This is a genomic window from Streptomyces sp. NPDC006487 (assembly GCF_042870555.1).
Classification (GTDB): domain Bacteria; phylum Actinomycetota; class Actinomycetes; order Streptomycetales; family Streptomycetaceae; genus Streptomyces.
The window spans coordinates 170,068-182,878 of the sequence record NZ_JBIAHN010000002.1 but is presented as its reverse complement, the minus strand read 5'-3'; the positions used below and the strand labels follow the sequence as shown (position 1 = coordinate 182,878).

Annotated in this window: 9 protein-coding genes and 2 pseudogenes; 2 read left to right on the top strand and 9 right to left on the bottom strand. The window is 70.3% G+C overall.

Annotated elements, in window-relative coordinates:
* Positions 1-12 precede the first annotated feature (12 nt).
* Complete coding sequence (locus ACFYM0_RS03580) at positions 13-804, bottom strand: DUF2785 domain-containing protein (protein WP_388496102.1); 792 nt, start codon at positions 802-804, stop codon at positions 13-15.
* Between the two features lie 326 nt (positions 805-1,130).
* On the opposite strand from ACFYM0_RS03580, the gene ACFYM0_RS03575 reads away from it, so the two are divergent.
* Positions 1,131-2,639, top strand: coding sequence for a DUF4246 domain-containing protein (locus ACFYM0_RS03575; RefSeq protein WP_388496100.1), 1,509 nt, complete (start codon positions 1,131-1,133; stop codon positions 2,637-2,639).
* Positions 2,640-2,679: 40 nt separating this feature from the next.
* On the opposite strand, the gene ACFYM0_RS03570 is transcribed toward ACFYM0_RS03575, so the two are convergent.
* From ACFYM0_RS03570 to ACFYM0_RS03560, 3 genes are all read right to left on the bottom strand, one after another.
* Positions 2,680-3,927: an NAD(P)/FAD-dependent oxidoreductase gene (locus tag ACFYM0_RS03570; protein ID WP_388496099.1), complete on the bottom strand. Its 1,248-nt coding sequence runs from the start codon at positions 3,925-3,927 to the stop codon at positions 2,680-2,682.
* A gap of 117 nt (positions 3,928-4,044) precedes the next feature.
* Entirely contained in the window at positions 4,045-4,572 is a 528-nt protein-coding gene (locus tag ACFYM0_RS03565; RefSeq protein ID WP_388496734.1) for an NUDIX hydrolase family protein, read from the bottom strand.
* 126 nt (positions 4,573-4,698) lie between these two features.
* Positions 4,699-5,439 (bottom strand): class I SAM-dependent methyltransferase, encoded by a 741-nt coding sequence (locus ACFYM0_RS03560; RefSeq protein WP_388496097.1) that lies wholly within the window; start codon positions 5,437-5,439, stop codon positions 4,699-4,701.
* Between the two features lie 654 nt (positions 5,440-6,093).
* Here ACFYM0_RS03560 and ACFYM0_RS03555 point away from each other — a divergent pair.
* A pseudogene (locus ACFYM0_RS03555) lies at positions 6,094-6,342 on the top strand (phenylacetate--CoA ligase); the annotation flags it as partial.
* 269 nt (positions 6,343-6,611) lie between these two features.
* Here the strand turns inward: ACFYM0_RS03555 and ACFYM0_RS03550 are convergent.
* From ACFYM0_RS03550 to ACFYM0_RS03530, 5 genes and pseudogenes are all read right to left on the bottom strand, one after another.
* Positions 6,612-7,481 carry an alpha/beta fold hydrolase gene (locus tag ACFYM0_RS03550; protein WP_388496095.1) on the bottom strand — a complete coding sequence of 290 codons (870 nt, stop codon included), beginning with the start codon at positions 7,479-7,481 and terminating at the stop codon, positions 6,612-6,614.
* Between the two features lie 99 nt (positions 7,482-7,580).
* Entirely contained in the window at positions 7,581-8,318 is a 738-nt protein-coding gene (locus ACFYM0_RS03545) for an SAM-dependent methyltransferase (protein ID WP_388496732.1), read from the bottom strand.
* Positions 8,319-8,336: 18 nt separating this feature from the next.
* A pseudogene (locus ACFYM0_RS03540) lies at positions 8,337-9,527 on the bottom strand (glycosyltransferase); the annotation flags it as partial.
* Between the two features lie 168 nt (positions 9,528-9,695).
* On the bottom strand, positions 9,696-10,913 hold the full coding sequence (locus ACFYM0_RS03535) for a glycosyltransferase (protein ID WP_388496093.1): 1,218 nt from the start codon (positions 10,911-10,913) through the stop codon (positions 9,696-9,698).
* 221 nt (positions 10,914-11,134) lie between these two features.
* Entirely contained in the window at positions 11,135-12,769 is a 1,635-nt protein-coding gene (locus ACFYM0_RS03530) for a GNAT family N-acetyltransferase (RefSeq protein WP_388496092.1), read from the bottom strand.
* Positions 12,770-12,811: the final 42 nt, after the last annotated feature.

Genomic DNA, 12,811 nt, shown 5'->3' with positions numbered 1-12,811 from the left:
AGGTACCGGCGCTCAGCGCCTGACGATCCGGTCGAGAACGGCGGCGATACCGGACTTGACCGCGTCGCGGTGGTGCAGCGGCTCCGCGGGGAGTTCGCCCGCGGGCCGCACGCCCCGGTCGGCGAGGACGTAGAGCAGGCGCAGGGTACGCAGGCAGTTGCTGAGGTGGGCGGGCACCGGGGTGCTGATCCGGTCGGCCCCGAAGCGGTCGGCGACCGGATCCAGCCAACCGACGGAGTCGCGTTCGCTCAGGTCGGTGCGGGTGAGGACCCGGGCGATGGCCCGGGCCAAGCGGTCGTCCTCCATCTGCTCGTACACGTGGTCGGTGGGCGCCGTCAGCCGCGCGGCGGCAAGGTCCAGCATCCGCACCGGCGCCACCTCGGGGTGCCGGCCGAAGCCGGCCAGCAGATCCGCGCCGTGCGCCACCGCGTGAAGCCAGCCGAGCCTCTCGTCGTGGCCGCGCAGATCCACCTCAGCCGGGTACCAGTCCTCGAATGCCTCGACCCAGTCGGCCTTGAAGTCTCCCGCCGCCACCAGCATCTCGAGCACGAGCGGAGCGAAGCTACGGGCCTGGATGCGCCGGTCGGTGAACCGGGCGGCCATCTCGTCCCCCAACTCCAGCCGCCTGGACCTCCCGATCACCCCCCGGGCGATCCAGACCGCCAGGACGGTGTAGGGCGCACCGTCCCGGACCAGCGGATCGGGATCTGCCAGGGCACGGGACAGCTCGCACACGAGATCGTCCATGGACCCGCCGCCAGGTACGGCACAATCGGCGGCCTCGACGCTCTTCCAGTCCATCATGACGGGCACCATAGGTCCCTCCCATGGCTGCACGCCTGCGAATTACGCGCCGGGATTCACTTCGCCCCATCAACTACTCGGCCAAGGGCCGAAGTTCCGGCTGGTGGTGGCGGACCGGCCGCTCCGGAGGGCTCTCGGTGGACCTCAACCGTGAGACGGCCCGACAGCGCGTCGACCACGCGCACGCCCGGGCCGTTGATGCCGCCGGACACCCAGCCGTCGGCTGGTTCGGGGCGAAGGCGGTCCTGCCCGGGGCCGCGGCTGTGCTGTCAGTGGGCAGGGCTATTCTTCCGGGCACCGCACCCCGACTGTGAGGACCACCAGAAGTGACCGGCCTGTCCGCGTTTCCCCTGCCTTTCCATACCTCCCGTTCCCAGGCGTTCGCGGAGCCCCGGACGCTGCGGGAGCTGCAGATGATGCAGTGCAGCTCGCACCTGCGCTCCAAGCCCGCGTGGTTCGACAAGATGAACGACGCCGACATCGCCACCAGGTGGACACGGGAAGCGGTTGCGCAGGGCCTGACCGAAGCGCAGGTGCGCTACGTTCTCGCCGAGTTGGGGTACTACGCCGCGTTGCGGGATGCGCGCACGGGCATCGAGGTGTCCGCGGTCGACGGCGTCTGGCAGTCGGACGACCTCGTCGACGAGCAGCTCAGGTCCCGGTTGGGTGAGGCGGTCCGGGTCCTGGAAGAGGTGCCCGAAGCAGGGCTGGACTGGCATCCCGGATCCGACGGCCAGGTGCTGGATCTCGTGCACCCCTCACTGTTCTGCCTGGTGAGGGAGGTGAGCGGAGGGCCCGAGCGGGCCTGGCGGAACCCGACGAATCACTACTCGAAGTACGAGTTCTCGGAGAGGTTCCAGTGGCTGCCCACGGACGTCGACGTCAGTGACGACGGCGCCGTCGCCTTCCGCTCCTACGTCAACAACGTCCACCCCGAGGCGCATCGCGCGCTGGCGTCCGTACTGCCGGACGTGTTCGCGCGCCTGCGCCCACTGTTCGAGAACGTGCTCACCGATCTGCGGCACCCGCGGCCCCTGCGGATCGAGGCCGATCCTTACGGCTGGTACGACTCGGAACCGGAGCATCCGCGCCAGTCGTCCTACAGCGACAATGCGACCTACATGGATGCCCGTGATGCCTGGGAAGTGGCCTATGAGGCCTGGCGGGAGGACCGCAGCCCGATCGTCCCCGACGCTCCGGCCTTCAGCCCGCCCGCGCTGCCCGACGCCTCCGCGCGGGTCGACCTGCGCGGCCGCCGGCTCCAGGTCATCGTCAAACTCGCCACCGTTCACCTCACCCCGGACCAGCCCGAGTACCCCGGCGGTTCCTGGCACGTCGAGGGCATGCTGAACGAGCGGATCGTGTCCACCGGCATCTACTACTGGGACAGCGAGAACATCACCGAGAGCCGGCTGGGATTCCGGTCCGCACTCCACGACCCCGAGTATGAACAGAACGACGACGCCGGGGTGTGCGAGGTCTATGGCCTTCAGAACGAAGACGCGCTGAACCAGGCGCTGGGATCGGTACCGACCCCGGCGGGCCGCTGCCTGGCCTTCCCCAACGTCCTGCAGCACCGCGTGGACGCGTTCCGCCTCGCGGACCCCACCCGCCCGGGGCATCGCAAGATCCTCGCGTTCTTCCTGGTCGACCCGGCGGAGCGGATCGTTTCGACCTCCGACGTGCCGCCGCAGCAGCCCTGGTCCGACACCTCCACCATGACGCTGGAGCAGGCCAAGGCGTACCGCGAGGAACTCATGAAGGAAAGGAAGTTCTTCGTCGACGAACACAACGAGCAGCTCTACGAACGGGAGTTCTCCCTCTGCGAGCACTGAACCGCGGGTTGATGGGCGCCATGCATCCTTCACGGGGGGATCAGTGCTGGATGTCCGCCAGGACTTCGCGGGCGGCCCTGGCCCCGGAGGCCAGGGCGCCCTGGAGCGACCCGGTTGCCCGGTGGTCACCGCAGACGTATCGGCCGGGGGCGAACCTGCTTGTCCGGCTCAGCGGCATCGGAGGCGGCATCGCGGGCAGCGCGTCGTGGACGGTGTAACGGTGTACCAGCTGCCAGGAGTCGGTGTCGGCGCCGTACGCCTCGGCGAGTGCGGCCCGGACCACTGCTTCCTCGGTCGGGTCGGGCGCGCCGAGGACCGAGGTGGAGATCAGTGCCCGGCCGTCAGGGGCGTAGCGGGGGTGTACCTCGGTCAGCACGCAGGTGTTGAGGAACCGGCGTGCGGTGTCGATGAGGAGTGTGGGCTCCCGCAGTGGGGAACGATCGGCCGCGTGGTAGAGGGTCGTGACCGTGCGGCCCCCGGGCACCTTCAGCGTGGGCAGCAGCCGGACCGCCGCCGCTGGGTGGGTGGCGACCACGACCGTGGGCGCGTGGTGTTCGGTACCGTCCGCCAGGACCACCCCTTCGGCGGTGAGGCGGGCGACCTGGGTGCCGGTGCTCAGGACGGAGTGGGGCAGGGCTGCGGCGAGTTGGGCGGGGACGGCGCCGATTCCGTCGGCGGGCAGACACAGGGTGCCGCGGACCATGCTGCGCCAGACGAAGTGGAAGAACCGTGAAGAGGTTTCCAGACCGTCTTCCAGGAACACGCCGGAGAGGAAGGGCCTGAAGAACGTCTCGATCAGCTCGGTGGAGAGTCCGGCGTCCGTCAGAGCGGTGAGGGTCGTTCGGTCGGCTCGCGCGCGCAGACGCCCGGCCGGCAGGACCGCGTCCTGTGCGGTCAGGAGTCCGAGCGCGGCGAGGTCGCGGGCCGAGGCCAGTCGACCGGGCAGCAGATCGCGGCTTTCGCGAGGCCGACGGGTGGGATCCGTGAACCTCAGGAGCCGCCCCCCTCCGCTGTGTACGAGTGCCCCCGGGGTGAACGGCCGCAGGCGCAGGGGACGCAGCGTGAGGCGACGCTTCACTTGCGGATACGCGGTGTTGAAAACCTGGAAGCCGCGGTCGGTGACGAAGCCGGAGACACGGTCGGTGCGGATGCGCCCGCCGACGGCGTCCGAGCCCTCCAGCAGGCTGACCCGGAGGCCTGCGGCGACCAGGTCCGCGGCGCAGGCAAGCCCGGCCGCGCCCGCACCGACCACGATCACATCCCGGCCGCTGTTCTGTTCCGACCTCATGTACGGCCACCTTCGCTTCCGATGCCGGGACTCGCCAGCCCACGCTATGCCGCCGGGGGACACCGCTGGGCCGGGGCACGCCGGGGCGGGAATGGAGCCGCGTACGTCGGCCCGGTTTCAGTAGGTGTGTCCTGTGTGTGCGAGTGCCTGTTTCAGCAGCACGCCGTGGCCGCCGGGCATCTCGTCGTGCACGGCCAGGTCGGCGGCCTCCTGGGGACTGAACCAGACCAGGTTCAGTGCGTCCTGGCGGGGCCGGCAGTCGCCGGCCACGGGGACGACGTAGGCCAGCGACACCGCGTGCTGGCGGGGGTCGTGATAGGCGGTGATTCCGGCGGTGGGGAAGTACTCGGCGACGGTGAAGGGCTGGAGGGAAGCGGGGACGCGGGGCAGGGCCACCGGGCCGAGATCCTTTTCCAAATGGCGCAACAGCGCGTCACGGACCCGCTCGTGGTGCAGGACGCGTCCGGACACGAGGGTCCGGCTGACCGTGCCGTCCGGACCCATGCGCAACAGCAGTCCGATGCCGGTGACTTCGCCGCTCTCGTCTACCCGCACCGGAACCGCTGTCACGTACAGGATCGGCATCTGGGCCCTGGCCACTTCAAGCTCATCCGTGGTCAGCCAGCCGGGCGTGGTTTCGGTCATGTCAGACATTGCTTGATCGTACTTTCCAGGTGGCGTAGCCGCAGTATCCACAGGCCGGTTTCACGCGCGCAGGTCCTCAGGGCCTGCCTGGCAAGGGGGTGCCTTCACGCATCGGCGTGGCGGACCCTACGGCTTGTGGGATACCCAGAGCAGTTCCGCCGGCCAGCGGTGTGCCCAGTCGGGTGGGTCGGTTTCGTTGTAGCCGTTGGGTGTTCCGGGTTCGGGCCGAGGCTCGATGAGGTCGTCGATGATCAGACCCGCGCCGCGCAGGACCTTGACCCAGTCGCCGTAGGTGAGCTGATAGCTGGTCGCGCCGTCGCCTTCGGCGATGGTGTTCAGCCCGAAGTAGTCCCGCTGCAGCGTCGTGGTCACGCGGCTGGCAGCTTCGTCGTAGCAAGCTTCGAACCATGGGCTGGCGACGTTGAACACCAGGCGTCCGCCTCGGCGCAAGACGCGTGCGGCCTGCGGGACGGCCAGGTGCGGGGGCGCCCAGCTGATGCCACCGAAGTCGCAGAACACCAGGTCGAAGCTGCCGGTGGCGAAGGGGAGCTGTTCGGCGGCGCCTTGCACCAACGGGTAGCGGGCTGTTCCCATCGCGTCCGCTGCTGAGGCGAGTTGGGCTTCGGACAGGTCGAGTCCGACCACGGTGGCGCCCTCGGCGGAGAGCGCCCTGGACCACTGGCCGGCGCCGCAGCCGAGTTCGAGGACGCGTTTGCCGGTGACGTCGCCCAGGGCGTGCAGGTGCGCATCGGGGATGGAGTACATGCCCCACAGCCGGGGTGCGGCGCCGATCTGCGGGTCGTGCTCGTGCTGGTAGGCGCTGCTGATCTGGTTCCAGAGCCGCCGGTTGGCGGGGATGCTGTTCACGTCCCGACTCCAGCACTGCCTGCCGCGGGCGGTCAACATGATGAGGGCACCGGCCGGCCCTCGCCTCGGTCCGATCTTGGCTCGGCCCGTGATCCGCCGGATGAGCCCTCGGCGTTGGGGCCATCGCCCGCACCCCGGCCGCCCCCGGCGCCCAGGCGCGCTGACGGCGCCGAGATCGGTGGGCCTCCAGGCGCCGGGCGGCAGGCTTCAAGTACGTTCGTCGGGCGCTCACTTGCCAGCCGTAGTATCTTGAGTTTTGCAGGCCGCGAAAGCTCTGCACAGAAGCCCGGTGAGGTTCCCCGGAGGCGGCGCCCTGTGACGCCCTCGCGCATTTTCGAAGCCCCGTCCCCTTGTCAGCCTCCGGGCATACTCGGTGCGGCGGCAGGTTCACATCATTGGCTCATTCGCTGCGAGATTGGGGAGAAGAGTCATGACTGCAGCGAAGAATGCACTCCAGGATAAGGTCGATCAATTCCTTGGTCTGGTCGGCGCCGGCGGTGACGAAGATCCGGATTCGGGTGACGGGTTTTTGAGATCCGGCACGAGTGAGACCAGTGAACCGAGCGAGACGAGTGAAACGAGCGAGAGCAGCGAAACCCACCCCGCCGGTAGGGCGAGCAGTCTCAGCCCGGGCGAGCGGGCCAGGTACACCTCCGCCATCCCGCCCGCGCCCCGCACTTTTGGCTGGAGCTGCCCCGGCGCGGCCGCATGGACCACCTGACCGTCCGGGTCGAGGCAAGGCCGGACGCGACGCCGGATGGACGCGCCGCCGCCGCGGGCATCCTCGCCAAGGCGGTCAAGGACGGCTTTGGGGTATCGGTCACCGTGGACGTCGTCGACCCGGAAACACTCAAACGCTCGGTCGGCAAAATGCGCCGCCTCATCGACTCCCGCGGGCAGTGACCACCGGTCTTGCCACCCTGACCGGGTGAGCCCGTGCGGACGAGCCGAAGCGATGAAGGCTGCTCGACGACTGTTCCGGGTATGCGGTGAGACCCCGTCGAGGGGGGGATTCGACGGGGTCTCACTCAGACAGTAGCTCCTGGCCCCACCGGATCGGGGCGAGTGGACGCCTCTGCGTGTCGGCCGGCCGGACCGCGCATGGGATCCGGGCGGGGAATGCCGGCACTGCCCGTGCTGCCCGTGCTGTCCGTGATGCCCGTGCTGTCCGGTCAGGCGTGAGCGAACGGGGCCGGGAGCGTGGCGAGTTCGCCCAGGACCCGGGCCGCCGGCGCGGGGGAGACCAGCCACTGTAGGTGGCTGCCCGCCAGTGTGCGGACGTCGTACGGGTTGTCGGGCGTCAGCTCGTTGCCCTCCCGGATCAGCCGGTCCTGAAGGGCAAGCGGCAGGCTCGTGTCGTCGGCCAGGCGGATGTAGGTCTTGGGGATGCGACCCCAGGTCGCGGCCTGCGCCCGGTCGGAGTGGCCGCCGACGTCGAGGTTCTCGTCGGGCTGGAAGGTGTTCAGGAAGGTGTGGAACTGCTCGTCGGTGCCGTCGGCGAGGAAGGCCGCCTTGAACGCCGCGAGCGCGTCCGGGTTCGCGGTGCGGAAGTTGACGCGGAGCAGGCCGAGGTCGGCGGGGTTTCCCGCCAGCGCCGAAGCGAAGGCGGCGGGGTCGACCGTGGCCATCTCCGGCTCGGCGTAGTAGTCGCTGACGTCGAGGCGGACGGGGCACCAGGCCGAGACGTAGACGATGCGCTCGATCAGGTCCGGGCGTGCGTTGGCCGCGGCCGTCACCGTGATGCCGCCCCGGCTGTGGGCGACGAGGATCACGGGGCCGTTGCGCTTGGCCCGTTCGAGGATCCCGATGAGGTGGGCGACGTTGTCGGCGAGCGTGACGCCTTTGATCGAGCCGGGCGCGGTGGCGAGCCCCTCGGGGTCCTGTGGCGACTGGTAGGCGCGGGTGAAGGTCGCCTGGAACCCGTGGCCGGGCAGGTCGACGGCGACCGAACGGTGCCCGAGGAGGCCGAGTTCAGCCTGGAGGGGTGCGAAGGAGAAGGAGTTCGCGAAGGCTCCGTGGACGAGCACGAACGTCGGTTGCATCTGTGTGCTCACTTTCCGGCCGCCACACTTCGGCGTCGGCCATCGGGTCGGCCCTGGGCGTCAGGGCCCGATGAATGGATTGAAGACGGCCCTCTGGCATCAAACCGATGTTCGACGCAGGACCAGGCAGAGGAATCCGAAGCTGTCCCGGTACCCGTGCAGCCAATCCGAACGCGCGGCGTTGGCCGTCTCGAGTACCTGCGCGGCAGCTGGATCGCCGGCGTGATCCAGGGCCCACGCGGCCAGCGAGCCCCAGCAAGCCCACTCGTACGCGTCCAGCTCGCTGCGGGTGCTGACATGGCCGTGGACGGGGGTCCATCCGTCGGCGACGACGCTGTCCACCGTGGTCGCCAGGTCGGCGAGGTCACCGAACATCTCGGCGGCCTCCGGTGAAGGGGCGCGGTCCCAGAACGACTCGCCCAGCAGAACGCGGCCGCCGGGAGCCAGGTGCTTGCGGGCCGCTGCGAGGGTGGGGAGGAGACCGCCGAAGGCATGCGTGGCGCCGACGCTGATCACCAGGTCGAACGGCTGAGGAGAGCCGAAGTCCGCGGCCTCCTGCTGGTGGAGGACCAGCCGGTCTCCGACTCCGAGTTCCCTCGCCGCCTGGCGGGCCCGCGTCAGGGAGACCTCGGAGACGTCGACGCCCTCGGCGCGCAGGTGTGGGCGCTTCGCCAGCGCGCGCAGGAGCCACTCCGCCGTGCCGCATCCGAGATCGAGCACGCGCTCGTCGCCCCGCGGGAGGCCGCGTTCGAGTAGGCCGCTGACCGACTCGTCGGCGAGCGGAGACTTGATCGGGTGGTCGGCGTGGGCGATCGCGGAGATCTGTTCACGGCTCATCGGCACTGTGTGCTCCGTGTCGAGGAGCAGCTTGGCGGCCACCGCCGTGCCGTCGGTGCGGATCGTGGCGGCGACGGCCTTCGCCCGTGCTCCGGTCTCCGTGGTCAGGGCCGTCCCGAGTGCGGCGGACAGGGATTCGAAGGTCGGGGTCGGGCCGTCGTGTGCCGCGCCGATGCCCAGCTCGGCCACACGGGCCGCCCAGTGCGGCTGGTCGACGAACTGGGGAACCACCACCTGGGGTGCACCGGCCCGGGCGGCCGTGGTCGTGGTGCCCGCGCCGCCGTGGTGGACGACGGCCGCGACCCGGTGGAACAGGGACTGGTGGTTGACGTCGCCGACGGCGAAGCAGTCGTCCGAGTCATCCACCAGGCCCAGGTCGGCCCAGCCGCGGGAGACGAGCACGCGGCGGCCCTGCGCGCGGGCCGCTTCGACTGCTGTCCGGGCGATGTCGGAAGCCGTTCCCATGGGCATGCTGCCGAAGCCGACGTACACCGGTGCGGTGCCGGCGTCCAGGAACGCCTCCAGATCGGCGGGCAAGGGGCGTTCGTCGGGCAGGATCCAGGCGCCGGTCTGTATGACGTCGAGGTTCGTCAGTTGCTGCCAGGGGCCCAGGACCGGGTCCACCGCCAGCCACGGCCGTTCGGTGAACACGTGGTCGCGGACGTTGTCCACCGGCGCGAGGCCGATCGCCGCGCGGTGGGCGTTGAGGGGCTGGAGGTAGAGGGCGTTCACCTTGTGGACGTCCAGGTCCCACAGTGCCTGGTTGTCGGTCATGCCGGGCGGAGCCGGCGGGCCGGGCCGCGGCGACGGCCGATAGTGCTCGGAGGGCATCTCGAACGGGTGGAAGCCGGCGTACACGTAGCGGATGCCCAGCTTCTCGGCCACCGACCGGGCTCCGGCCGGCATCAGACCGCTTGCCACCAGCACGTCACAGCCCTCGGCTGCCTTGCCGACCGTGTCGAAGTGCGCGGCGACCAGCTCGGCGGCGAAGGCGGCCGGGTCCGACGGCGGCGCGTCCGTCCGCAGCGCGCGCACGTCCCGCCCGAAGGGCACCAGCTCGGCGCCGACACCGGCCAGCAGTTCCGCGAACTCCTCGTCCGGCGGCGCGCACACGCGGACCTCCGCGCCGCGGTTCCGGAGCTCAGCCGCCAGTCCTGCCAGCGGTGCGATGTCGCCGCGGGATCCGTACGCCATCAACAGCACGCGCATGTCGTCATTCTCATTTCTGTGGGTGCCGGTCTCGGCCGGCAATCGTGCGGCAGGACCCGATCGGATCTTGCCCCGGGCCCCTTGGGCCGGTTCGTGTCGGGCGGTGGTGGCGGGGCGTCGGCCCGGGCCGCGGGGGAGTATCGGGACCTGCGGCCGGTCTCGGCATCCTCAGCCGACGGCGTCGACGAGCAGCTTTGCCGCCAGCATCGCCCCGTCGGTGCGGACCGTGCGGGCCACGGCCTCGGCCCGGTTGACGGTGTCCGGGTCCAGGGCCGTCCTGAGCGCGGCCGACAGGGACTCGGTGGTCGGAACCGGGCCGTCGTGTGCTGCACCGATGCCCAGGCCGGCCACCCGGGCGGCCCAGTACGGCTGGTCCGCAAGCTGGGGCACCACCACCTGCGGAGCGCCGGCCCGAGCGGCCGTCGTTGTCGTCCCCGCGCCGCCGTGGTGCACCACGGCAGCCACTCGTGCGAACAGTTGCTGGTGGTTGACCTCGCCGACGGCGAAGCAGTCGTCCCGGTCGTCAACGAGGCCCAGTTCCGCCCAGCCGCGCCCGACGAGGACCCGGCGGCCCTGTGCGCGGACCGCCTCGATGGCCACCCGCGCAGCCTGCTCGCCTCCGCGCACGGCCATGCTGCCGAATCCCACGTACACGGGCGGCGCGCCGGCCTCGAGGAAGGTCACCAGCTCCGCCGGGAGCGGCCGCTCGTCGGGCAGCACCCACGCACCGGTCTGCACGACGTCGAGGTCCGGCGTCGCCGGCCACGGATCCAGCACCGGGTCCGTCGCCAGCCACGGCCGGTCGCCGAAGGCGTAGTCGCGGACGTTGTCCACCGGAGGCAGGCCGATCGACGCCCGACAGGTGTTCAGCGCCTCACCGAACAGCGCGTCGATGCTCTGGGCGTCCAGCTTCCACAGCGCCCGGTTGTCGGTCACCTCCGGTGGGAACGGCCGCCCCGGGTACGCGAGCGGCGGGCGCTGAGGCGAGGGCAGCGTCAGCTGCTGGAAGACCACGGAGACATGGTGGATGCCCAACTTCTCGGCCACCGACCGAGCCCCGGCGATGGCCGGCATCGCGCCCGTCGCGACCAGTAGGTCGCAATCCTCTGCGACCGAGGGGATCACCTCGAATTGACTGGTCATCAATTCGGCTGCGCGCTGCGGCAGATTGGCCTTCGACGGCGGCGGCGCCGCGGTCGTCAGCGCGCGAGCCGACTGGCCGACGCCCACCACGGACACGCCTATCGCGGCGAGCCGCTCCGCGAAGTCCTCGTCCGGTGGCGCGCACACCCGCACCTCCGCGCCGAGTTCCCGCAACCGCACCGCGAGCCCCACCAGCGGTTCGACGTCCCCACGCGACCCATATGTCGACAGAACTACACGCACTTCTTGAATCTCCTGTTTCGTCGTCTGGCGAATCGTGTTGCCTTCACCCTGGACTCGAGACGGTGAAGGCGGCGGGAATGATCAACAGTGTCCCGAATCAAAAGGGTGAGTGCCAGGATCAGACCGGCCGCCCGCTGGTCGCGCTGCTCGGGCGGGAGGACGTCCGTACCTCCGCGGAGCGGCGGCGACCGGATCGGGGCTGAGATGGAGGCGGCCACGGATCAGGTCGCGGGCACGTCGAGCTGGAGCTCGCAGGTGTGCCGGTAGGAGCGGAACCCCAGGCGGTGGTTGACGGCCAGCATGTGGACGTTGTCGTCGGCGTTGTCCGTCTCGATCTCGACGGCGCCGGGGTACTCGGCGCGAAGCCGGTCCACCATGGCGGCCTTGACCCACAATCCCAGCCCGTGGCCGCGGTGCTCCGGCACGACCGCCGTGTCGTACTGCTGGACCCGCGGCGACGCCCCGTGGGGGATCAGGATCTCGGTGTAGCCGGCCATGGCGCCGCTGTCGTGCACGGCGGCGGTGGTCAGCAGCGTGTCACCGCGGTCGGCGACCACCGCGGCCATGGCGCGAACGCGGTCCGCGTCCCACGCCACGCTCCCGTAGTCCAGGTCACCGACGGGCATGTCGTTCATCGTGTTCTTGGCGGCGGCGAATGCGGTGGCGAGGTCGTCGGGAACCGTTCCGGTCCAGCTGGTCAGCCGGTACCCGGGGTGCTTGGCATCGGCGATCCGGAGCAGGTCGTCCCGATCCATCTCGTCGAGGCGCAGCACGAGGTGACTCAAGGCCAGTGCCCGGCGGAAGCCCCGTCGTCCGCTGAAGGCTTCGCCCGGACCGTCGGCCGCGGCGGTGGCGATCAGGCTGCGCCGATTCTCGGCGCGGCAGGCCGAAACGACCGCTGCCAGCAGCAGGGAGCCGGTTCCCCGGCGGCGGTGTGCGGGGTCGACGTGGAGTTCCAGCTCGGCCAGGTGCTCCTGGCCCGGGGAAGTGAACACCCGCAGTCCGGCGACTCCGACGGGGACCCCGTCCGCATCGGTGGCCAGCCACAGAAGCCGACGGCTTCCCAGGGCGGGCAGGGTGATCTGGGCGTGGATCTGTCCGGGGTCGGGCGTCGGTACTCCGGGCAGGTCGTGGGCCGTCGAGGCCGCGACGACCTGATGCCACGCGAGGGCTTCGGCGGCCGAGACGTGCTGGAGCGGGCTGACTTGTACTGGTGTGGGCAAGGTGATGGCCTTCGTGATCGAGGGATTCGTAGGTCGGATACGTGGAGCACTTCGTGTACTCGGGGTACTTCTGGTACCTCGGGCGTTCGTCCAGTCGGTGTGGCGCAGGAGCGGCCAGTCGACGTCGACACGGGAAGCCGTGGCGAGGTAGTTGGTGAACACGTTGAGAGCGACATGGGCGATGACCTCGACGATCTGCCCGTCGGACAGGCCGGCGCGCCGGGCCGCGGCCAGTTGTCGGTCGGCAACGGTTCCGCGGTCACGGACCGTCGATGCGGCGAGCTCCAGCACAGCGGCGGCCCAGGGGTCGTCGGACCTGCCCCGGCGTGCGCTGGTGGCCTCGGCCGCCGTCAGTCCGGCCGTCCTGGTCCCGCGGAACGCATGCACGGACAGGCAGTAGTCGGACCCGTTCTCCTGCGCCACCAGCAACGCGATGCTCTCGCGCACGTCCGCCGGCAGCGTTCCCTCCGCGCTCAGGGTGGAGACGACGCCCAAGTACCCCTTCAATACGGCCGGGTTGTTGGCCATCACCCTGACCAGGTTGGGGATGACCCCCAGGGCCCGGTGCGTGGCGGTGAACAGAGCTGCGGTTTCACCGGTCGCGATCTCCGGTTCAACGGTGTGGAGTGACATGCCGGTAACCATGCAGGTCGATCTTGATACATTCGCGATGCC